The sequence below is a fragment of the Nonomuraea sp. NPDC050202 genome (assembly GCF_040656115.1).
Classification (GTDB): Bacteria; Actinomycetota; Actinomycetes; order Streptosporangiales; family Streptosporangiaceae; genus Nonomuraea.
The window spans coordinates 34,940-55,830 of the sequence record NZ_JBFALF010000057.1; the positions used below are offsets into that span (position 1 = coordinate 34,940).

At 69.5% G+C, this 20,891-nt stretch carries 25 protein-coding genes and 2 pseudogenes; 17 read left to right on the forward strand and 10 right to left on the reverse strand.

The window, feature by feature from the left end:
* The first annotated feature begins 592 nt into the window (after positions 1-592).
* Positions 593-1,783, forward strand: coding sequence for a hypothetical protein (locus AB0I79_RS58890; protein ID WP_357894005.1), 1,191 nt, complete (start codon positions 593-595; stop codon positions 1,781-1,783).
* Positions 1,784-2,235: 452 nt separating this feature from the next.
* Positions 2,236-2,703: a hypothetical protein gene (locus tag AB0I79_RS58895; RefSeq protein WP_357894008.1), complete on the forward strand. Its 468-nt coding sequence runs from the start codon at positions 2,236-2,238 to the stop codon at positions 2,701-2,703.
* Between the two features lie 50 nt (positions 2,704-2,753).
* Here the strand turns inward: AB0I79_RS58895 and AB0I79_RS58900 are convergent, their stop codons facing one another.
* The 3 genes from AB0I79_RS58900 to AB0I79_RS58910 form a co-directional block, all read right to left on the reverse strand.
* Positions 2,754-3,302 carry an NUDIX domain-containing protein gene (locus AB0I79_RS58900; RefSeq protein WP_357894011.1) on the reverse strand — a complete coding sequence of 183 codons (549 nt, stop codon included), beginning with the start codon at positions 3,300-3,302 and terminating at the stop codon, positions 2,754-2,756.
* Positions 3,303-3,627: 325 nt separating this feature from the next.
* Positions 3,628-4,287, reverse strand: coding sequence for a kinase (locus AB0I79_RS58905; protein WP_357894014.1), 660 nt, complete (start codon positions 4,285-4,287; stop codon positions 3,628-3,630).
* Positions 4,288-4,702: 415 nt separating this feature from the next.
* Positions 4,703-5,107, reverse strand: coding sequence for a hypothetical protein (locus AB0I79_RS58910; RefSeq protein WP_357894017.1), 405 nt, complete (start codon positions 5,105-5,107; stop codon positions 4,703-4,705).
* A gap of 881 nt (positions 5,108-5,988) precedes the next feature.
* Here AB0I79_RS58910 and AB0I79_RS58915 point away from each other — a divergent pair.
* The 8 genes and pseudogenes from AB0I79_RS58915 (at position 5,989) to AB0I79_RS58950 (ending at position 10,720) form a co-directional block, all read left to right on the forward strand.
* The gene (locus AB0I79_RS58915; protein ID WP_357894020.1) at positions 5,989-6,900 is read left to right on the forward strand and encodes an RNA polymerase sigma-70 factor; all 912 of its coding nucleotides are present in this window, start codon (positions 5,989-5,991) and stop codon (positions 6,898-6,900) included.
* Between the two features lie 87 nt (positions 6,901-6,987).
* Positions 6,988-7,797 carry a HAMP domain-containing sensor histidine kinase gene (locus tag AB0I79_RS58920; protein ID WP_357894023.1) on the forward strand — a complete coding sequence of 270 codons (810 nt, stop codon included), beginning with the start codon at positions 6,988-6,990 and terminating at the stop codon, positions 7,795-7,797.
* On the forward strand, positions 7,794-8,672 hold the full coding sequence (locus tag AB0I79_RS58925) for a HAMP domain-containing sensor histidine kinase (RefSeq protein WP_357894026.1): 879 nt from the start codon (positions 7,794-7,796) through the stop codon (positions 8,670-8,672). Before AB0I79_RS58920 ends, AB0I79_RS58925 begins: the two co-directional genes overlap by 4 nt.
* Positions 8,669-8,968 (forward strand): BTAD domain-containing putative transcriptional regulator, encoded by a 300-nt coding sequence (locus tag AB0I79_RS58930; RefSeq protein ID WP_357894029.1) that lies wholly within the window; start codon positions 8,669-8,671, stop codon positions 8,966-8,968. The genes AB0I79_RS58925 and AB0I79_RS58930 overlap by 4 nt, the downstream gene beginning before the upstream one ends.
* Before the next feature lie 51 nt (positions 8,969-9,019).
* Entirely contained in the window at positions 9,020-9,268 is a 249-nt protein-coding gene (locus AB0I79_RS58935) for a hypothetical protein (protein ID WP_357894032.1), read from the forward strand.
* Between the two features lie 4 nt (positions 9,269-9,272).
* Positions 9,273-9,317 (forward strand): annotated as a pseudogene (locus AB0I79_RS58940) (hypothetical protein); the annotation flags it as partial.
* A gap of 31 nt (positions 9,318-9,348) precedes the next feature.
* On the forward strand, positions 9,349-9,702 hold the full coding sequence (locus AB0I79_RS58945) for a hypothetical protein (protein WP_357894090.1): 354 nt from the start codon (positions 9,349-9,351) through the stop codon (positions 9,700-9,702).
* Positions 9,703-9,925: 223 nt separating this feature from the next.
* Positions 9,926-10,720, forward strand: coding sequence for a transposase (locus tag AB0I79_RS58950; protein ID WP_357894035.1), 795 nt, complete (start codon positions 9,926-9,928; stop codon positions 10,718-10,720).
* 35 nt (positions 10,721-10,755) lie between these two features.
* On the opposite strand, the gene AB0I79_RS58955 is transcribed toward AB0I79_RS58950, so the two are convergent.
* The 3 genes from AB0I79_RS58955 to AB0I79_RS58965 all read right to left on the reverse strand — a co-directional run bounded on the left by AB0I79_RS58955 (position 10,756) and on the right by AB0I79_RS58965 (position 12,613).
* Complete coding sequence (locus AB0I79_RS58955) at positions 10,756-11,187, reverse strand: hypothetical protein (RefSeq protein WP_357894038.1); 432 nt, start codon at positions 11,185-11,187, stop codon at positions 10,756-10,758.
* Complete coding sequence (locus tag AB0I79_RS58960; protein ID WP_357894041.1) at positions 11,177-11,428, reverse strand: hypothetical protein; 252 nt, start codon at positions 11,426-11,428, stop codon at positions 11,177-11,179. The genes AB0I79_RS58955 and AB0I79_RS58960 overlap by 11 nt, the downstream gene beginning before the upstream one ends.
* 714 nt (positions 11,429-12,142) lie before the next feature.
* Complete coding sequence (locus AB0I79_RS58965; protein ID WP_357894044.1) at positions 12,143-12,613, reverse strand: cupin domain-containing protein; 471 nt, start codon at positions 12,611-12,613, stop codon at positions 12,143-12,145.
* A 91-nt stretch (positions 12,614-12,704) separates the two neighbouring features.
* Here AB0I79_RS58965 and AB0I79_RS58970 point away from each other — a divergent pair, with 91 nt between their 5' ends.
* Together AB0I79_RS58970 and AB0I79_RS58975 are read left to right on the forward strand one after the other, a co-directional pair.
* On the forward strand, positions 12,705-13,607 hold the full coding sequence (locus AB0I79_RS58970; RefSeq protein ID WP_357894047.1) for a LysR family transcriptional regulator: 903 nt from the start codon (positions 12,705-12,707) through the stop codon (positions 13,605-13,607).
* A gap of 110 nt (positions 13,608-13,717) precedes the next feature.
* Positions 13,718-13,876 carry a hypothetical protein gene (locus AB0I79_RS58975; RefSeq protein ID WP_357894050.1) on the forward strand — a complete coding sequence of 53 codons (159 nt, stop codon included), beginning with the start codon at positions 13,718-13,720 and terminating at the stop codon, positions 13,874-13,876.
* Positions 13,877-13,892: 16 nt separating this feature from the next.
* Here the strand turns inward: AB0I79_RS58975 and AB0I79_RS58980 are convergent, their stop codons facing one another.
* Positions 13,893-14,585: a phosphotransferase gene (locus AB0I79_RS58980; protein WP_357894053.1), complete on the reverse strand. Its 693-nt coding sequence runs from the start codon at positions 14,583-14,585 to the stop codon at positions 13,893-13,895.
* A gap of 460 nt (positions 14,586-15,045) precedes the next feature.
* Between AB0I79_RS58980 and AB0I79_RS58985 the strand changes: the two genes are divergently transcribed.
* The gene (locus AB0I79_RS58985; protein WP_357894056.1) at positions 15,046-15,495 is read left to right on the forward strand and encodes a hypothetical protein; all 450 of its coding nucleotides are present in this window, start codon (positions 15,046-15,048) and stop codon (positions 15,493-15,495) included.
* A gap of 372 nt (positions 15,496-15,867) precedes the next feature.
* Positions 15,868-16,515 carry a hypothetical protein gene (locus AB0I79_RS58990; protein ID WP_357894058.1) on the forward strand — a complete coding sequence of 216 codons (648 nt, stop codon included), beginning with the start codon at positions 15,868-15,870 and terminating at the stop codon, positions 16,513-16,515.
* A 111-nt stretch (positions 16,516-16,626) separates the two neighbouring features.
* Here the strand turns inward: AB0I79_RS58990 and AB0I79_RS58995 are convergent, their stop codons facing one another.
* Genes AB0I79_RS58995 through AB0I79_RS59005 form a run of 3 tightly spaced genes read right to left on the reverse strand, consistent with a single transcriptional unit; the run spans position 16,627 to position 17,724 of the window.
* A complete protein-coding gene (locus tag AB0I79_RS58995; protein ID WP_357894061.1) occupies positions 16,627-17,280 on the reverse strand; it encodes a hypothetical protein in 654 nt (217 codons plus the stop codon).
* 11 nt (positions 17,281-17,291) lie between these two features.
* Positions 17,292-17,465, reverse strand: coding sequence for a hypothetical protein (locus AB0I79_RS59000; RefSeq protein WP_357894064.1), 174 nt, complete (start codon positions 17,463-17,465; stop codon positions 17,292-17,294).
* A 7-nt stretch (positions 17,466-17,472) separates the two neighbouring features.
* Positions 17,473-17,724, reverse strand: a complete 252-nt coding sequence (locus AB0I79_RS59005; protein ID WP_357894067.1) for a helix-turn-helix transcriptional regulator — start codon at positions 17,722-17,724, stop codon at positions 17,473-17,475.
* Positions 17,725-18,357: 633 nt separating this feature from the next.
* Between AB0I79_RS59005 and AB0I79_RS59010 the strand changes: the two are divergent.
* From AB0I79_RS59010 to fxsA, 3 genes and pseudogenes are all read left to right on the forward strand, one after another.
* Positions 18,358-19,241: pseudogene (locus AB0I79_RS59010) on the forward strand (helix-turn-helix transcriptional regulator).
* 454 nt (positions 19,242-19,695) lie between these two features.
* The gene (locus tag AB0I79_RS59015) at positions 19,696-19,923 is read left to right on the forward strand and encodes a hypothetical protein (RefSeq protein ID WP_357894070.1); all 228 of its coding nucleotides are present in this window, start codon (positions 19,696-19,698) and stop codon (positions 19,921-19,923) included.
* A 190-nt stretch (positions 19,924-20,113) separates the two neighbouring features.
* Positions 20,114-20,278 carry an FxSxx-COOH cyclophane-containing RiPP peptide gene (gene fxsA / locus AB0I79_RS59020; RefSeq protein ID WP_357894073.1) on the forward strand — a complete coding sequence of 55 codons (165 nt, stop codon included), beginning with the start codon at positions 20,114-20,116 and terminating at the stop codon, positions 20,276-20,278.
* The last annotated feature ends 613 nt before the right edge of the window (positions 20,279-20,891 follow it).

A 20,891-nucleotide genomic window follows, 5' to 3' on the forward strand; every position in this document is an offset into this window, starting at 1 on the left:
GCGTGTCGTCCGACGCGACTCGATCACTTCGCAGTGCTCACCGTCCTGGGCGTCCGGAGCCACAATCGTTCCCCTGACAGTAGCCGTTGCTGACGATCAGCTGACCGCGCAGAACCGTGAAAGCTCCCGCGTCGACGCCAACGATCACTCCCCGGCAAGTGGGGCAGACCAGGGACTCGGCTCCCGGAGGAAGGCTCTTGATCCGGTCATCCTGCGTCAGGCTCGCTCCAGCAGGTGTCCCTTCGGCAGGCGCGATGGAAGGCGTGGGAGTGCCGGGGACCTCGGAGACGATGCTGAGGGCAGGGGAATCGCTCATGGGATCACTGTGCCGCACGGTACCGACAAAATCCTCTGAAACTGCACAAGAAGAGGTGCCTGCGCCGGCTCACGTCAGGTGGGACCCCGACTGGACGTACGGTCCTGCCCCTGCGAAGAAGGCACTGACCCGGGCGGCGAAGTCGTCCGGACCGATGATCTCCACCCGAGCGTCTCGGCCGCGCCTCAGGCGAGCGGCCGCACCTGGCGGCCACCAGCACCGGCCACGGCAACGGGACCGTCGTGGCTGTCAGGGCGATCCGGAAAAGTGCGGGACATGTTCGACGGACTGTACGACATCGACTGGTCGTCCATGGAGCACGCCTACGGCTCGGCCGGCGAGGTGCCGGAGCTGCTGCTGGCGCTGCGTTCGGCGGACGGGCGGGAACGGCATCGGGCGCTGGAGCGGTTCTACAACGCCGTCCACCATCAGGGAAGCGTGTATCCCTGTACGACGGCGAGTCTGCCGTTCCTGTTCGAGCTGGCCGGCGATCCCGCCACCCCTGATCGGGCCGCGGTCGTCGGACTGCTGGTCAGTATCGGCAGGGTGGCCGTGGAGGAAGCCGAGCAGGAGTATGCCGACCTGGTGGACTTCGCCGGCGCCGCGGTGGTGATGCGCGCGCGGGCGCAGGCGTTCGTCGCCTTGGCCGCTGATGCTGACCCTCTGGTGCGCCGGCGCGCGGTGGCGGGGCTGGCCCTGTTCCTCGACGACGCGGACCGAACCCTGGCGCTGCTGCGCGAGCGGCTGACGGCCGAGCCCGACCTCGCCGAGCGGCTGCAGGTCCTGGACGCGGCGGCGCTGCTGGCCACGCGCCTGCCGGCGGCGCGGGCCGCCACGCTGGCGTGGCTGGCCGGCCTGGCCGCCGACCCCGCCACCAACTCCGCCACCGATCCCGGAACCCGCCTCGCCGCCGTGGTGCAACGTGCCCGCTGTGCCCCCGAGCAGATCGGCGAAGACACCGTCCCGGCCGCGATCGAGCTGCTGCGCGAACTGGAACACGAGCTCACGCCGGACGAGACCTGGTGGACAGAACCACCCAGCCGGACGAGCCCGGCGGACGGGACACCGCCGCAGGTCCTGGCCGCCTTCGACGACCTCGACCGGCGCGAGAGCGTGCACGCCCTGACCACGGATCTGCTGCGGACGTTTCACCAGGCACTGGACTCCCGGGTGCCCGAACGGACGGAACTGCTCGCGCAGCGGTTACGCAGCCCCGACCCGGGCGCCTGCCTGGACGCGATCCGGATGAGCGGCGAACTGGTCGACGCCTGGCGCGGCGACCACAGCCGTCTCATCGAGCTGATCATGCCCCACCTCGGACCAGCCGGCCAGGAAGGACCCTGGCTGGAGGTCGCCGCAGAGGCGGCAGCCGTCCTGCAACTGTGCCATCCGATCGCCGAACCCGCCCGAGAGGCGCTGGCCGCCTACGTCCTGGAGCAGCGCACGGCGCACGGGCCGCAGGTGTGAGCCACACCGCGGCCGCGGCTGGCCCGCGCGCACCAGCAGGCGGTTCTCGCGCTCGCCCGGCTCGGCGACGCACGTGCCGCGCCCAGCCTGCTGGCCGCGCTGGACAGCGGCGTCGACGACTGGCGCGTGGTGCAGGTGGCCGGCTGCCTTCCGGCGGCCGCCGGCCAGCTTGTGCCCCGGCTGTGTGAGCGGCTGCGCCGCCGCGATCCCGGCCAGAACGAGCTGCGGATGCACGCAGGACCGGTGCTGTCGGCCCTGGCCGCGCTCGGCGACCCGTTAGCGCTGACGCTGATCACCGACACCCTCGCCGCGATCGTCCGTCATGCACAGTGGCCGACCACCTGCGCGGCCCTGCACGCCCTGGCGGCGTTCGGCCCCGCGGCGGCCCCCGCCCTGAGCCAGATCCGCACACACTCACCACCGCCGCCAACCCTGACGTACGATCCGCCGCGGTGGCCGCGCTGTGGGCCGTCGGCCGCGACACGGCCGAGGTACTGCCCCGGCTGCGTGATCTGCTCGACGGCGATCGCGTCTCCTGGCTGTCGAAGGCCGCGGACGTGCTCGCCCAGATCGGCCCGCCCGCCGCCGCCGCGCTGCCCCGTCTGCGCGAGCTTCTGGATCACGGCGAGTGGGTGGGCGTCCACTGCGCGTCGGCGCTGTGGCAGATCGGCGGTGAGACCGAAGCGCCGGCCGCCCTGGCCGCCCTGCTGCGGGCGTGGCAGCACAACCCGTCGACGGGCACCCACGTGGTGGCCTGCCCGGATCTGATGGGGCAAGCGGCCGAACCGGCTCTGCCGATGCTGCGCATGCAGCTGGCGCTGCCCCGGCGCATCGGCACGTGGAAAGCATCGCCGAGGACGAGGAGCTCTAGCGTGCCGGTCGCGCCATCATCGCACGCTGTACCTAAGCCGAGTACCTGAGCCGAGCACGGGAGCGGGGCGTTCGCGGGCGTTCGGTCACCTCGCAGCGCTCACCGCGGCGACGCTGCCGGCCAGGCGCGGTGTCGGCAGATCCGCCGGTGGCCGCCACGCGGACGCCGTGACCTCCTCCCTCTGCAGCGTGATGGTCGGCTCCCGTGCCCGGACGGCGAATCGGAGTCGGCGTGCAGATGCGCCAGTTCGCCCTTGGCCGGATGCGCGGGGATGGCGTCGACGTCGACGTCTATGGCGATCGCGTCGAGCTCCTGCGGCCCGACCGCGGGCTGCCTGGGCAGTCCGGTCTCCTCCGCCAGTTCACGCAAGGCCGCGCCGTACAGGCTGTGATCCTCAGGCTTCAGGTGCCCGCCCGGCAGCGGCCACCGGCGCAGCGTGCGATGGCGGATCATCAGCACGCGGCCGAGGTCGTCGATCGCCGCGGCGCTCGCAGTCACATGCAGCGGCAGAGTCTGGCGGGAGACGAGGTCCTGCCCGCCGCCGTCGGCCAGGGCCTGGGCCAGCGGCTCGACATCGCCGGCGCGTTCAGGGTGGGCGTCGAGGTAGTGCCCGAGGGCGGCGGCGATCTGCGAGCGGGTGACGGTCATGCCACCCCATGCAAGTGCTTCGGTCACGTTGTCGCAAGGGAGTGCCGGAGTTCGGCGCAAACCTCCCCCATGCGCGGGCTGAACCCACCGCGCACACCGGCCCCGTCGCTTCGAGCTCCTCAAGGGAACGGGCTCCACCGAATTGTCCGGGCGCGGCCTGCGCCTGGCCGCCCAATCTCGTCCGGTGTGTCATCGAACGAACCGAGCCCGCCCATCGCCTCGGCCGGCCGACCTGACCGCCAGCCGGGCCGCTGATGAGGCGGGGCCGGCCCTCACGACCGGCGGCACCGCGAGCGGCAACACCGAACCGAAGCGTCAAGCGCGATCACCGCACCAGATGCGGACGGTCCACTCCCGAGGTTGCATCAGAGGCGGTTCCGCAGGCTGGGGGCATCCGGCCATCCTCCAGGACGGGCGATCCGATGTCACGGCAGATCCGCTGGATCGTCTCCTCCAGCGATGACTCTTGGGGGATCAGGGCTTCCCCGGGCAGGCCGAGCCAGTCGTCTTGGACGTACCACCCGGCCATGTCCTCGGGCGTGAATTCGGCGGCCTGCGGTCGCGTGGCATGCCGGTGGAGGGTCTCGGCGAACTCGACGTCGAGCCAGTAGACCAGGGCGCGCCCGGGGTGCTGGTCGATGAGCCTCTGCAGGGCGGCCTTGTAGCGCGCGCTGGCCATGATGCCCTCGACCAGGACGACGGGCATCTTGTCCAGAAGGTAGGAGGCCATGTGACAGATGAAGTCGGGGGCGATCCCTCCAGGAACGTCCCATTCCTTCAGGATGTCCCTTCTGAGTTGATCTTGGCCGATCCTGGCGACGACTCCCCTTCCCAGCCGGGCCTGGACGGCCTTGGCGATGGTCGTCTTGCCGCTTGCGGAGTTCCCCCGCAGGATGACAAGGGTCGCCGAGTTCGCCTTCGTGTTCGCCACATAGCCGATCCAACCATGCAGCAGTGGCTGGACGGCAACGGGTACGACGTCCAACGCCCCGACGTCCGCGTCCTCGTCACACCGCCCGAGCAGGCGGCCGGGCGGTCAACGTGATCGACTCGCGCGGTGTCACCATCTGACGTAGCAGGCCCCCTGCGGTCCACGCCGCTCACCCCTTGGCGCCTTCGACTCTGAGAAGACATGCCGACGACGTCCTCTGGGCCGCGCCTGACCTCTGGCATGCACCAGCCCTGGATCGGTCCGTATCGCGTGCCTGACGAGACGGAACGATCCGGTACGCAGAAGAAGGACTCCTGCAGGCGCGCTGCTCAGCGTCGGCCTGCACACCCCGGCCTCAGGCGAAGAACGGTGGAAGCTTCTGTTACCACGGCGATCCCCGCTATGCCGTGGCGGTCTTTCCTCGACGGCGATCACGTTGGTGACTGCATGGGCCCCCACCAGTGGAGGATCACATATTGGGTGATCGGCACCGTGGATATGCCGTGATCTTGCTGGATTTCGTCGAAGGCGGCGTCCCACTCCTTCCTGGAGTACCGCAAGATGGTCGTCTGCGGCCCCACCAGGTCCTGCTGCGGGCGAGCACCAGGACGTCATCGGACCCATCGATGTTGATCTCGGTGTCGTCGGGGAAACGCTGTGCTGCCTGAACTACTTCGGCCGCTGCCATCCGCTCTGGCAGCGGCACGACGATGAGGAAGGCGATCATGCTCACGAGCCCCAGGGCCAGGCCCATCCACAGCCAGAACCGAACGCCCGTCACCAGGCAACCGATCAGCGCGCCTGCCGGGATTCCGACGATCGTGCAGGGGAACCTGGTCGCCACCCGCGTCCGGACCGCGATAGATAACCGCATGCGCTACTCCCGTGACCTTACGTAACGCTGCTATCGCAGGAGGAACGCCCACCGCGGATGAGACGCTACGTGCTCTCGACGCCCTGCAAGCAGAGGTCGCCCGCGCTCGAACCCTCGTTCAGCGGCTGGCGGGGCAGGACTGACACACAGCACAGGCGAGCGTTGCCCGGCCACACATCCGCTGCGCCGCCGCCCTGGCCAGGCCGACTTGTCGAGACGGCATCCCGGCGCCGCCACGTCCTGGACCGGCATGGCCGATGACGTTTCTGTGGTCCTGTTGAGCCGACGGTGCCAGCCGAGCAGCTGAAGGACCCGGCCGGCTTGAGGCTGCAGAGTACCGGCGGGGTTGTGCGGTGCGGCCGGGTCCGGCGATATCGAATCGTAACCTGCCGGAGACGCCCGCCAGCGCCGAGGTGTCGTCACCCTCACTCGGTGAGGTGAACCTGCACGGTTCACTGCTTGTTGTGCACCTCGTCAACCTTTCCACTGTTCAGCACCGCCCGGGCGTACGTGTCGTCGCCGTCCTCGGCCAGGAAGACTTGCGCGGTCCACTGCTTGGCTTCCACGCGAAGGCGATGCGGTTGAGGAGACGAGGGCCATGCGACGAGCCCAGGTGATCTCACGGCTCTGGCCGCCGAAGCGATCGTCTCCGCCTCGTCAAGGACACGCGGGACGGCGCCGCGCAGCAGTCGCGGGGAGGTGGGGGGCGGCGGCGAGGGCCGGTAGCGCCTGCCCGATGAGCTCGGGCGGCAGGGCTTGGCGGAGCATGGGGAGATCGAGTCCATCCAGGGGGGGACCGTTACCTGTCACTGGCGTGTCTTCGCAGTTCAAGGGGTAGCTGTCCCGAGTCCGCGCCACCGGCGGAGGTACAGGGAGTGAGCATGATGGGGGCGAGCGGGTCCGGAGACCTCGACGAGGCAGTGGCTGTCTTCGACGAGGTGCGGCCGCGGCTGTTCGGGATCGCGTACCGGATGCTGGGCAGCGCGTCCGAGGCGGAGGACCTCGTACAGGATGTCTGGTTGCGCTGGCAGGCCTACGACCGAGACAAGGTGGACAATCCGGCGCCGTTCCTGGCGACGGTGACCACACGGCTGGCCATCAACGAGGTCAAGTCCGCCCGCGTGCGCCGGGAGACGTACGTCGGGCCGTGGTTGCCCGAACCGGTGGACACCAGCGCGGACCCGTATTTGGGGGCCGAGCGCGGGGAGGCGCTCGAGTTCGCGGTGCTGCTGCTCCTGGAACGGCTCGGGCCCACCGAGCGCGCCGCGTACGTGCTGCGCGAGGCCTTCGACTACCCCTACGCGCAGATCGCCGAGATCATCGGGCACAACGAGGCGTCGGCGCGCCAGCTCGTCAGCCGCGCCCGCAAGCGCGTGCTCGACGGACGACGCACCCCCGTGCCCGCGGCCGATCAGCGCCGGTTGCTCACGGCGTTCGTGGCGGCCGCCCGCTCCGGCGACCTGGCCGCGCTGGAGCAGCTGCTCGCCGAGGACGCGACCAGCTACTCTGACGGCGGCGGCGCCGTACGGGCCGCGAAGTTCCCGGTCGAGGGCGCGGTCCGCGTGGCGAAGTTCATGCGTGCGTTCGCCGGTCATTTCTGGACGGGCGTGGAAGTGACCTGGGCGGACGTCAACGGCCAGGCTGCCGCGTTGCTGAGCCGCGACGGCGTGGTGTTCACGGTCCTCGCGCTCAACACCTCCGATCGTGGCATCGACCAGGTGTTGTGGATGATGAACCCGGCCAAGCTCAGCGCGGTGTCCATCGGCCAGGACCCGCCACCGGATGATCTGTGACGAAGGCTGCTGTCACAGGGTGTAGAAGCCTGCTGTCCTAGCTGGTTGTTCGCCCGCCCATGACCCGCAGCGGAAGGAGTACGAACTGTGACAGCACATCCTGCGCCTCTGTACGACGACGAGGCCGTACGCCCGTCCGGAGCCGGCTCGGCCGTGCCGGCGTTCCGGACGACCGGCGACACGGTCCGCGACCTGAGACGCGAGCTGCGGAAAAGGCGCAGATTCGCGTCCGACGCCTCCCACGAGCTGCGCACGGCGGTCGCGGGGCTGCGCGTTGAGCTGGAGGAGGCAGGCCTGCACCCCGACGAGACCGACCTCGGCGGCCTGCTGGTCCGCGCGCTGCGCGGCATCGACCGGCTGGACGCGATCCTCACCGATCTGCGCGTCCTCGCCGAGATGGAGGGCGGCGCTCCCGTCCGGCCTGAGCAGGTCGACCTCGCCGGCCTGGTTCGTGAGGAGATCGGCCGCAGGACCGATCGCACCGCCGTACGGCTCCGGCTGGAGCCCGGGGTGCACGTCGAGGCCGTCCCGATCCGGATCATCCGGGTGCTCAACAATCTGCTGGACAACGCGCAGCGGCACTGCCGCCGGCTGGTCGAGGTCCGGGTGTGCCGCGAGGACGGCCACGCGGTGCTGACGGTCACCGACGACGGTGAGGGGGTCGCGGAGCCGGACCGGGAGGAGATCTTCCAGCGCTTCACCAGGCTCGAAGCTGCACGCCACCTGGACCGTAGCGGCACCGGGCTGGGGCTGGCGATCGCCCGCGACATCGCCCAGGCTCACGGGGGCAGCCTGCACGCCGCGGTGGCCGAGACCGGCGGCGCCAGCTTCGTCCTCCGCCTGCCCCTCGTCGGCCGCAATGGGGGCCACCGCGGGCCGGAGGCGATGAGCCCATGAACCGCGCCGCCGCCGGCGCGGCCCACGGCGCGAGCGACACCGCCGCTGCCGCCGCTGCCGCGGCCGAGGCCCTGATCGCGGCCGTCGCCCTTCCCTGCCTCGCCATGGTGCCGGAGCTGACGATCGTGGCCGTCAACCAGGCATACCTGACCGCGTCCGGACGGCGGCGCGAGGAATTGCTCGGCTGCCGCGTGGTCGCCGACCCGGTCGCGGAGCCGCTGACGGACCGGCAACGGCAGTTCACCGCCGACGCCTCCCATGAGTTGCGTACCCCGCTCGCCGCGCTCCGCGTCCGGGTCGAGGAAGCGCAATTGCACCCCGGCGACATCGACCTGCCCGACCTGCTGGAGCACGTGTCCGGCGATCTGGACCGGCTGGAGACCGTCGTCGACGACCTGCTCCTGCTGAGGTCTCTCGACGCCGGCCAGGGGCTGGAGCTGCTCGACCTGACGAGCCTGGCTGCCGAGACGGTGGCCGCCCAGCCGCCCGGCGGCCGACGTGACGTACGCCTCGACCTCGAACGCGGGGTGACGGTCAGGGCCGCTCCCAGGCACCTCACGAGGCTGCTGGCGGACCTGCTGGACAACGCCCGGCGGCACGCCGCGCGCGAGGTGACCGTGACCCTGCACCGTACGGCCGGCCACGCCGAGCTGGCCGTCGCCGACGACGGGCTCGCCGTCCCGTCAGGAGAGCGCGAACGTGTCTTCCAGCGCGTCGCCCGCCTGGACACCGTCCGCCGCCGCGACCGCGGAGGTGCCGGTCTCGGCCTGGCCACTGCCCGCGAGATCGCCGCGGCCCACCGCGGCACCCTGGAGGTCGAGGTCCCGCCCGGCGGCGGCGCACGCTTCGTGCTCCGTCTCCCGCTCGCCGGTTGAGTCCCGTTCCCCGGCCACCGGACAGAGGGCCGCGTGAGCACACCCCCGCGGGACCCCGTCGCGATCGGCTACGCCTGGGCCGGCATCGAGCGGCCCTGACCGAGCTGCCCCTGCTCATCAGCGAGCATCCACTGCGGGGACGGCCGGTCCACCTCCTCATGATGGCGCTGCACCGTGACGGCAGGCGCGCCGAGGCGCCGGCCGCCTATCGGGACCCTGCGCCACCGGCTCTTAGCTTGACTCTGTCGGGAATCTTGAAAACATCCGGCATGTCCCGAAGGGCGACTGATCAGTAACTGTGAGGCTTCTGGGGGTCGGCGAGGTCGGTCATGCCCCGAGGTGGTCAGATGTCTCTACCGGTTCGTCCCCGGTCCGCGCTGGAGGTCCCGGAGCTCACCGCCCAGGTGGCACGAGGGAGTAATCCTCGTGGCGCCCCGGCCATGTGGATCCGCGACCGGCTGGACGGGTTATGGAGCGATGAGGACTTCGCGCAGGGGTATCCCCGCGACGGCCGGCCGGGACTCTCACCCGCCCACCTGGCCACGGTGAGCGTGCTGCAATTCGTGCTGGACCTTCCCCGGCCGCGATGCCGCTGAGGCCGTGCGCTGTGGCATCGGCTTCACGTACGCGCTCGGCCTCGAACTGGACGACCCCGGCTTCCACCACAGCGTGCTCGGTGGCTTCCGTGACCGCCTGCTGCGAGGATGGGCGGGCGGACCGGCTTCTCGATCTGGCCCTGGCCCGTCTGAAGGAGGCCGGCCTGGTTCGCGAGCGCACCACCCAGCGCACCGATTCCACTCATGTCCTGGCCACCGTGCGCGACCTGACCCGCCTGGAGCTGGTCACCGAGGCCATGCGCGCGGCCCTGGAGGAACTGGCCCGCACTGCCGCTCACGCGCTGAACGGCTTGGTGGATGAGGACTGGGGACGCCGCTACGGTCGGCAGGCCGCCTGGGCAAGAACCCCACCCGGCCCAAGACCAGGATCAACACCATCGGGGCAGATGCACGCGGCCTGCTGGAACACCTGAGCCGAAACCATCCCGGCCTGCTGGGTGGCCCCCAGGTGCAGGCCCTGCGACAGATGCTGGTGCAGAACTACTCCTGCGACTCCACCGGGCGGCTGCGCTGGCGTGACGATGACGACGATAGCGGTCTGCCGCCCTCGGCCAAGCGGATCATCTCGCCCTACGACCTGACGGCCCGCTATGCGCGTCGGGGCAGGTCACCCGTTGGCAGGGGTTCCTCGCGCACGTGACCGAGACCTGCTCCGGCGACGGCCCCAATGTGATCACGGACGTGGTCACCATGCCCGCGACCAGCGCTGACACTGAGGTCCTGCCCGGCATCCACACCCGGCTGGAACGCCGGGGCCTACGGCCCGAGCAGCACCTGGTCGACGGTGGCTACACCTGCCTGGTCCACCTCGAACAGGCCGAACGTGACCACCAGATCACCGTGGTCGGACCGCTTCCAGGTAACCCCACCCACCAAAACCGCCAGGGTGAGGGTTTCGCCCGCGACGACTTTCGCATCGACTTCGACCGCCAGGAAGTCACCTGCCCGCAGGGCCAGGTCGGCAAGGGCTGGCATGGCCCTTATCCGACATCCTCGCTGACCGCCGCCCCGTTGATCGTGGCCCGCTTCACCAAGAGCCAGGGCCAACCCTGCCCGGTCCGAGCCAAGGGCACCACCTGTCGCGACGGTGCGCGCAACGTGGGCTTTCCTCCGCGAGAACTACACGAACTGCAGCTGCGCACCCGCGCGGAGCGGCGAGAACCGGACTGGCACAAGCGCTACGCGGTGCGTTCCGGCATCGAGGGCACCATCTGCGAGTTCGCCCACGGCCATGGCATGCGCCGCTGCCGCTACCGCGGGCAAGCCAAGGCCCATCTGCAACACGTGCTCACCGCCATCGCCGTCAACGTCGAACGCCTCAGCCGGCACCCTCCTGGAGAAAGGCGCGCCCCCACGACCGCCGACAGCCTTCCAGGACTACCTCGACCAGCAAGGCATCCCGCGCTTGCTTCCTGGCGAGCCGCCAGCTGACCCGACAGCGAACAAGATCCCCGACAGAGTCAAGCTTAATCGTCGAGCTGGGACACCTCGACCACGGTCAGATGCCCGGCCATCTCCCGCACGGCGTCCCGCCACCGGGCCGCGTCCGTGGTCAAAACCGGGCAGTTCCGCAGCAGCGCGTGCAGCGCCGTCTGCGCATCCCACAGCTCGCCCAGCGCCTCGACCTCCACCCGCATCCGGGCCAGGTGGGTGGCATCGTCGAACGCGGTGATCCCGGCGAACCCGGCCGCGTCCAGCCGGCCGACACCCCGGACGACGGCCAGCTGCGCGTCCGTGGCAGCGGCCTCGACGGCGGCGCCGGTGACGGCCAGAGCGGGTACGATCATGCTGATGTTGTCGGCGTCGAACTGCTGCAGCAGCGCGATCACATCGTTGTCGCCGCGGCCGACCTCGGCCAGAACTGTGGCGTCGAGCACATAGCCTGGTTCAGCGAGCATGCAGGATCTCGCGCGCTTTACGCGCCCGGCGCTGGGCGCGCTCGACGACGGCAGGGTCCTCGTGCGCCTTCTCCACGGCTGCTCGCCAAGCCTGATCGGCGTGCCGCTCGGTTTCCATACGATGCAGGGCGGCCTCGTTGAAGAAGGCCGACACTGACCGGGCCCGGCCCTGATCGACCTGCTGGAGGGCGTATTCGTGCACGTGGGGGTCCACCGTGATGGTGATCGGCTTGGTGCTCATATGTTCATCATAGGTTCGCTGTGGCCGCTCGTCGTCAACGATCACACCGTAGGGTGAACTACCTCTCGGCTCACTCCCCCGATCGATATCGCTGCATGCGTGAGCTCTTTCATCCTGACGGCGCTGGTCACGATGGGTGTGCGCGGAGCGGTGGCAGGTGACAGGAGTCTCCCGGTAAGACAATCTGACGCCAGCCCGGCGGAACGCTGACGGGCAGGTCCCAGACGAACGTCTGCCCGTCATGATCACATGGCGACCGGATCGTCAGATGGGAACCCGCGTCCAGTTCCACACGCCAGGACGTGAGCCTCGTCAGCGGGACGGTGAGCAGGTCGCGGAAGTCTGGCAGTAGCTGTAGCCCGCCCTTCAAGGCCAAGGCAAGGGCGATGTTCACCGGGTCGCCGCCGGGTTCGGTCACGTAGGCAGGCGCTGAGTCATCGACTCACAGGAATGCGGCGCGCCCTTGCGGTCGCTGGACGACAGATGCCAGGGCCGAGAGCGCGCGGGGGCGCATCCGGATGGGTCATGGCCTCCTCATGGACCCTGTCACGAACCAGGAGCGCGGCTTTGGCGCGGATCAGTGCCGACAGGCGAGGTGGCTCGGCCTATCAACTGACCAGCGTGGCGTTCCAGGCCAGGCGAGAAGGCGGCTGCATGAGACGGTCGGCCGGAACGGCCTGCGAGCCGGCAAGGGGTCATGGGGAACTGTGCGGGCTACTGCCCGCCGGAGGCGTCCACGAAGTGCACGTCGTAGCGTTCCTGCTCGGGCAGCAAGCTGTCGAAGGGCTCCAGACCATGCTGGATGCGCCCAAGCTGTCGGAAATAGCCGTAACGGTCGACGCCCGGCGTCAAGACGGCCAGCAGGTCGGCCCCTGTGCCCGGTGCCGCGCCGAACGCGTGCGGCAGGTGCGGCGGCACCACGACCAGCCCGCCCTTGGTGAGCGTCACCCTCTCCTCGCCGAGGACGAAGTCCAGCGCCCCGTCCAGTACGTAGAACAGCTCGGTGGAACGCGCGTGGTAGTGCAGCGTGGCGCCGTCGCGGCCCGCCCCCAGCGTGAGCCGGTTGGCGCCGAGCGCGCCCGCGGTGTCGCTGGCGTCGGCGAGCAGGCTGAACGCCCCGCCCGCGGGCAGAGCGACCCTCTCCGCGGACTCGCCGGGGACGACAAAGGCCTTCAACACAGTCATGTTCCGCTCCTTTCGGGTTCGCGGTCCATTCGATCGCAGGAACAAGGTGGGTACCAGAAGCGGTTATGACCTGCAGTCATCACCGATCGAGATGAATCGAGGGCGACGGGTGGAGCTGCGCCAGCTCGCCTACTTCGTGGCGGTCGCAGAAGAGGGCGGTTTCAGCCGCGCAGCCGAGCGGCTCAGCATCGTGCAGTCAGCGGTGAGCCAGCAGGTCCGCCGGCTCGAACGCGAACTCGGCGTGCCGCTGTTCGACCGTTCGACCCGCCATGTGAGGCTGTCCGGCGCGGGAGAACGCCTGCTGCCCGAGGCAAGGGCCGTGCTGGCCGCCGCGCACCGCACCCGGCAGGTCGCCGCCGACATCCGCGCGGGCGCGGATGGTGTCCTGCGCCTCGGCATCGTGCAGGGTCCGGGCAACCGGATCTACCGGGTCCTCAACGAGCTGGCCGCCGTCGCGCCACACCTTCAGGTCCGTCCGCGCCGTCTTCCGTTGCTCGATCGTCTTTCCGCCGTACGCTCCGGCGAACTCGACGCGGCGTTGGTCCGGGCGCTCTCCGGCGCGCCGGGCCTGGAACTCCTGCCGATCTGGACGGACCCGCTGTACGTGGCCCTGCCCGCCGGACACCCGCTGACGGGTTCGGCCGAGCTCAAGCTCGAAGACCTGGCTAGCCTGCCCCTCCGGCTCGCCGCGCGCGAGAACAACCCGCCCTTCCACGACCTGGTCACCGACGCCTGCCGGGCGGCGGGGATCGCCCCGCCGCCCGGGCCGCCGTTCACCACGTTCCAGGAGACCCTCGCGGATATCGGTGCCGGCCCGCCGTCCTGGACGATCTTCTATGAGGTCACCGGCCTGCCGGAGATACCCCGGGTCGCCATCCGCCCGCTCGCCGAGCCCGCGTTGACCACGTCGATGGCCGTCCTTCCAGGCCCGCCCATCCCCGCCGTCCGCCAGCTTCTGCAGGTTCTGGCCCGCGTCCCGGCTCACGTCGGGTGAACCGGGCCGTTGCGGACGATGGCCGACGGGTTCCAGGGCCAGGCTGTCGTGGAGGTGTCCATCGGCATCAAGGCCGGCCGCGTCCACGCGATCGGCCGGACCGGGAATCCGTGCTGTTCCTGGCCAACCCACCGCTCGACCGGCCCGTGCCACCCTTCGTGCACCGCGAAGGACAATCCATCGACATCGCCCATCTCGCGCGCACGTCCGGGGTCATGTTCGGGCTTCTCGAAGTGCCCACGCGCCCGGCCACGCACACCAGCGGCTGAGCCGACCAGCCAGCAGTCAGACCAGTGCCCGGTCGAATATCTCACGGTGCGCATAGACGAAGTGGTGTTCCCGCTTGCTCCACGCAATCCGGTCAGCCAGGACCTGTGGTGCAGCCGGGGCCGTCTCCGGATACACCGCGAGCTCCGCCCAGAAGCGGACATTGCGCGATTGCCGCTCCAGGACGCAGTCGGTCAGCGCGTGGCGCTCCACCTCGTGCAGACCGTAGGTGTCGGCGAGGAGGCGCACCTGCGCCGCCTGGTCCGCCAGCGCCATCGTCTGTTTCGACGAGATCGACCAGGTCCACGCCATGTAGGCGACATCTTCAAGGCGGCCACCCGGGGCCGCCTGCTCGAAGTCGATGAACGCAACCGGCATGTCGTTCTGGAAGACAACGTTGTTGGGGCCGGGGTCATGGTGGCACACCACATCGAAGCGACCAGCCAAGTCACTTCCGCGCGTAGCGTCATGCATCTGGCGCAAAAGGCGGGCCGCTGCGCCCACCTGGTCATCGGACCAGGGCCGGAATTTAGCGGGCACGTCACCCGGGATATAGGTGAATATATCCTTGTCGTCCACCTGGCCCAAATACTTCGGGGCGCCAGCGAAATTCTGCTGTTCGAAAGTTTTGAGAAGTGCAGCCATGAATTCGGAGGAATTCGAGGTCGGCCGCAGAACCGTGTCGTTCCTTCGGAGGACTTCCGACGCCATGCGCCCTCCAGTCAGTGCGACCGCGCCATCAGACACATCAGTCATTAATCGTCGCTCCCACACCTTGATCGCCGATCGGTTCACGTGCACTGTCGGGCCTGGCCAGCAGGGATGCCACCCGCGGGCCAGATCGGCCAGGATGGACCAGTTCCTCCGCACGGTCATGGACCTGCAGCGCACGGCGCGCCAGCAGTACTACCGGATCCAGAACCTGGAAAGGCCCTGACGAGGCAGGCTCTCGATGACGCCGAACACCTGGTGGTGAGCTGACGCAGACAGCAACAGCCCCGCTGAGGAGCCGATCGCAGCCCGTTCCCTCCCATGCAGCGGGCTGCGCCGGGCTGAACCTGTGTACGTGCAACGTCGCAGCCGCTGCCCACAGGCTGGAGGCGATGGTTCGTCCGCAGAAATCGTCGGCGTGTGGTGCCGTTTCATCGGTGGTCTGGTGTAGATTCCGGTGTTGCTGACGCATCCGGCCCCCGCGTATGAGTGCGGGGATCCCGAGCCGTCCTGTACGACAGCGCGCGCCTACCTCGGCTACGGCGCCGACGGCCTCACCTTCCCCACCCCCGGGCAGCACCGGGCCCGACCAGCTCGGCACCGCCGTCCCGTCCTGGTGTGCGGCGGCTCCCTCACGCTCGGGCTGGGCCCGGTCACCGAGGTGGGCTTCAACGGCCTGCACACCCGCATGGGCATCGCGATGACGAACACGCAGACGCTCACGGAACGGCAGCGGCCCGCGGGCACCATCAACCTGCCGGAAGGTTCGTATTGTTCCCGACGTCCACGTCCAGGAGAGCGGCGCTTCAGGAAGGTGCGCGCGTCCAACACCGCGCGTCGGCAGCAGTTCGCCCCGTTGCTGCCCGCCCCGCCCGCGGCCCGTGCTCGCAGCCCCGCCGTCTACAGATGAGGTCGCTTCCTTAGCGCGAGTGATCTACTCACATCACGCTGACGTGCGGCGCGCCAGTGTCCTGGTCGGCCCACCAGCCCCGGACGACTCCCCTGCTGGTCACCTGAGCTCTTGCAGCCGTCCCTATTTCAGGCGCGAATCTTCCTCAGAGATCACGAAAAGATCACGACTATCAGGAAGCGTCTAGAACCACCAAACCGCGTTCCACCTGCGGTGATCACCGAAGTAAGGTCACTCATACACACATCGTTGACGGCGTCGTACGGCTGGCCTCCGATATGGCTGTGCCCCGGGCTGCGTGCTGGCAGAGGCAATCCCGGGGCTTATGTCATCCACGCTAGCACGAGCCGCCTGCCGAGAGAGCGAGCGCCTGTGGAGCAGCACGACGCCGAGCACCTGCACCGTATGCTCAGCCAGGCCCGCCTGCCCGAATATGAGGCGTTCTGCGCCGGCGACAAGGTGGCCGCGCTCCGGTTGTTCTGCTGGAACACCGAGGTCTCCGCCGCGTTCTACGGACCCTTGCAGCACCTCGAACTCGCCCTGCGCAGCGTCCTTGACCAGCACCTGTTCCAGCTGTTCGGCCAAGACGACTGGTGGAACCACCCCCAGGCCAACCTGCACCACGGCGCGCGCGCCAAGATCGATGAGGCGGTCCGCCAGCTGAGCCGGCGAGGCCCGGTGCCCGCCCCGGCGCACGTGGTCGCCGAATTGCCGCTCGGGTTCTGGGTCAGCCTCCTCGGCAGTGGCAACTCCTACGACCAGCGGCTGTGGCGGACAGCCCTGTACCGCGCCTTTCCCGGCTACCACGGAGGCCGCCACGCCCTGCACCGCAAACTGGACTTCCTGCGAGTACTCCGTAACAAGATCGCCCATCATGCTCCCATCCACCACCGGCACCTCGATGCCGACCACGAGGCCATCATGACCGTGCTCGGCTACATCGACGCGCCGTTGGCGGCACTCGTGGCCCGCTACAGCCCGGTGCCCGCCGTCCTGGCCAGCCGGCCAACCCCGCGCTGAGACAGTCCCGCAGTGGCGTCCGGACGCCATCGTCGATCTGGACGCTGAACCTGGACAGTCAGGCAAGCTTGTGACTACGCCTCGGGCCCCAGCGCTTCCTCCCTGTGCGGGTCAGGCGACGGCGCGCGCACCAGCGCGGTTGCGGTGGCCGCGGCGGCCGAGGTGACGCCCGGGCTGCTCCGGTGAGCCGGCCGGCGTACGAGCCGGCCGGGGTGCGCTCGGCCGCGCCGCGGCCGGGGCTGGTGCGGGCGGGTGTGACGGCCGCCGGGCCGGTGAAACAACCGCAGGTGCACCGGCTTGACGGCGATGCTCCAGCGGCGGCGCAGACGGGCGACCAGGGTCGACGACGGCTGGCACGGTGAGCAGCGTCCAGGCCGCCGATCCCCATCCTTGGGACTGCAGCACCTGGTGCAGCGCGGCCACCATGGCCGGGATGAGCGCGCCCCAGGTGCGTATCTCGCTGGCCAGCATCCAGCAGGTGGCGCGCCAGCCCAGGTGGGTGACGTCGGCCAGGCGCATGCGCAGGGCCGCGCTCACCAGCGACAGGGCGTAGCTCAGTGGCTTGGGGCATTCGTGCAGGTCGGCGTGCCATTCGAGGGCGCGGTCGCGGCGGTCGCGGCCGGCCAGGCCGATGGCGAGCTCATACAGTCCGTGCGCGAGCACGTGCTGGGGCGGGTAGCGCTGCAACAGCGTGCGTGGTTCGACCTGGCCGGTGGCGAGGGGCCACGGGTGGGTGCCGGCGTGGATCAGGGCGAGTATCGCCACGATGGCGGTGGTCAGGCCGCCAGTGATGGCCAGCTGGGCCGCGACGACCCAGGGTGTGGCCGCTGGGTGGCCAGCAGGAGCAGGGTGCCGCCGGCGGCCAGGGCGGCGCCGCAGCACAAGGCCGCGGTGGCGCGCCGTCGCTGGCGGTGTGTCTGCTCGGCGAACAGGCAAGACGTGGTGGCCACTCATCCTCTATGGGGGGGAGCCCGCCGAGCCGAGCCAGGCGGGACGGGTCAGGGCGCCGCGGCGCCCGGTGCGTGCCCGTGCCTCGGCGTACAGCTGCCGCCCGGTCGCACTGATGCTGTGCAGCCGGCGGGCGGGTCGTGCCTGCGGCGCGTCCGGCTCCCAGTGCCCGCTGATCCAGTCCGCCTGTTCCAGGCGCTCCAGGATCGGGTACACCGTGCCGGGGCCAGGTCGGTCTCGGCGCAGATCCGGTAGCCCCACAGCGGGTCCTCCGGCGGGGCGGCCAGTAAAGCGTCGAGCACGAGCCGTACCGGCGTGGTCAGCCGGATGGGGCGCACAGGTGTCGTCACACCGGGTCGCCTCCTTGTTGTGGGGACCCTGCATCGAGAACGACAGTCACCTTGAGTGCCCCATAACAACTCTCAGTGACAATTTGAGGGAAAGATGCCGAACATCACCTTCGCCCTCGACAGACCCAGCCACCCGCACCCATTGCCGACGTGAGCGCCGGGCCGCCGGCCGCCCTCCCGCGACGTCACGGGCCTGCGAATCTGGCCGTGCGACGACGGCGAACGGGGCCTGCAGGGCCCTCGGCGTGATCGACGTGGACGGGCTCGGCTTCTCCACCGCGATCACCGCACGCAACGTGCGCGGCATCGCCCGGCGCCCGACGCCACCGAGGAGGCGCCGACGGGCATGCGCTGAAGGAAGAGGGCCTCGATTGCGGTTCCATGGCAGAGGAAGCCGGCCCCGCAGCCCCCCTCCAACGTCTGCAGGGTCGGCCTCCCTCCGCTCACCACCCTCACCGAAAGCGCGCTGAGCAGGAAGGACCCGGGGTTCCAGGGAATGATTTTCTCCGGAAGTATGAGCGCAGGAGTGCCATCATGACCGGACATGGACGGCCCCCGGATCTCCTCCCCGCGCGGACCGCTGGCCGACTTCCTGTCCGCCCGGCGCGCCGCGGTCACCGCCGCCGACCACGGCCTGCCCGAACCGGCCTACCCCCGCCGGGTCCCCGGCCTGCGCCGCGAGGAAGTGGCCCAGCTCGCCGGGATCAGCACCGACTACTACAGCCGCCTCGAACAAGGCCGCGTCCGCACCGCCTCCCGCGCCGTCCTGAACGCCATCGCCCGCGCCCTGCTGCTCAACGACGAACAGCAACGGCACCTGTTCCTGCTGGCCCACCCCGAGGCGAACGAGCAGCCCGGCGAGACCGAACAGCGCATCACCCCGCAAACGGTGCGGCTGCTGGCCAACCTCATCGACACCGCGGCCCTGGTGCTCGGCCGCTACCTGGACATCCTGGCCTGGAACCGGCTCGGCGCCGCCCTGCTCGGCGACCTCGCCATCCTGGCGCCGCAGCACCGTAACTATGTCCGCATGCTCTTCCTCGACCCGCATGTCCGAGCCATGCAGGACGACTGGTCCGCCCGCGCCCGCGAAGCCGTCTCCAGCCTGCGCATGGCCGCCGGCGCCTACCCCGACCAGCCCCGCCTACAAGAAATCGTCGGCAACTCTCCGTCCGCGACGCCGACTTCCGCACCTGGTGGAGCCAGCACCTGGTGACCGTGCACCCGTTCGGCCACAGCCGGGTCCACCACCCCATCGCCGGCACCTTCGACCTCGACTGGCAAGCCCTGGCCAACGTCGACGATCACGAACAGATCATCGTCCTCATCACCACCCACCCCGACAGCCCCGACCACGCCGCCATCCGCCGACTCGCCTCATGGGCCGGCAAACAGAGCCTGCAACCGAGCCACCCAGGCAGCTGCTGAGAATGCCGCCCGACACCTTAAATGATGTTGATGCGGGTCGAGGAGACCCTCTGAACGGTCATGCCCTCCGACAGCAGGGTGCTGGTCGGGGACTCTCCCGCTGAAGAACCGTTCATGATCATCGGAATCAAGACTGTCGGCGCGACCCGCACCGGGGCGAGGGCTGGCGGCTCTCCGGAGCCCTGGTGAGCGAAGGCCGGCTTACACGCCTGCCAGGACCGATGAGTTTGGTCGCCGACGTCCGTCAGTAGAGGCGACGACCCACCCCGAAGGAGATTTCAATGACCAACGACCCGGCACTGCAGGCCCTGGACAGGCTCGTCGGCACCTGGAAGATCACCGGAGGGCATGAGGGAACGGTGACCTATCGCTGCTGAACGACTTCTTCCTGCAGCAGGACGTCCAGCTGGGCGACACGCACGACTTCGAGATCATCGGCCGGGAGCGGAGGTTGATGGCCGAGCCCAGCGCCGACATCAAGTCCCGCTACTACGGCGATGACGGCAGCACCCTCGGCTACACCTATGAACTCGAGGGCGACACCCTCACCATCTGTGCGGGTGAGCGGGGTTCTCCCGCCTACTTCCAGGGCGTCTTCAGCGCCGACGGCCGCGCCCTCACCGGAGCCTGGGTGTACCCGGGCGGGGGCGGCTACGACTCCAACGCCGAACGCGTCGACTAGCGCTGTCTCGGGTGGCCAGACCCCGTCGCACGAAGCGCCCGCGCCTCGGAGGTCCCGCGCTGAGACAGCCCCGCAGTGGCGTCCGGACGCCATCGTTTATCTGGACGCTGAACCTGGAAAGGGCACCGTTGCTGGAGGGGGAGGGTGCAAGATGGGTGCCGCACCACTGTCCTCAATAAAGGAGCCCGGCATGAGCAGCGTAGATGGAGAGTACGGCGGCTGGCTCCTCGACGTGAGCGGCTGGAACTTGCGCGACCTTGACGCGCTGCCCTCCTCTCCCCTGACGCAAGCCCTGCGTCGGCTCGTTGACGAGGCGGGCAGCGGGCCGGTGGCGGGTTTCCAGTCGGCGCTCTAAGTCATTTCCTCGCCCGCCGCCGTGGACGCGGTGAAGGTGCGGCGTGTCCGCCGCGTCGCACTGGAGCGCAGCATGGCCGGATCGGTCATGTACGCAGTATCGCCTCGTGCGCGCTGGGAAATCGGACGACCCGGTTGCCACGTCCATGCCGTGGGACAGGATGAGGGCCGCCAGGCCGATGGGGTGGATCTGGCGGCCCTGCGGGCGACAGTATCGCCATGGCTGGTCCCCCATCCACATCCTCCGCACTGGCTAGCACAAAGTTTACTTTGTAAAGTCGTCCGGGGCGCACAACGATCTCGAACTTTCCCCCCGAACGGCACGAGCTCCGCTCGTACGCTCCCCAAGGACCAGGTGCTTGCCCCAGCGCTTCGGCCGTTCCAGAGGCGACCGTCGTTGCGATCGGGGGCTGGCAGGCCCTGCCGTGTTCGCCCGGCTTGGCCGCTAGGAATGTCCTGAAGATTTTGCTGGGTGAGCCAGCTCATGCCGAGTCACCCAGCAAGATCTTCAGGACATTCCTAGTAGTACTTTGTTAGTTCGTTAGGGTGGGCGCTGATGGCAGGTGGGACAGCGTCCACTCCAGGTGGCTAACAACACCTGGAGAACGGCCAGG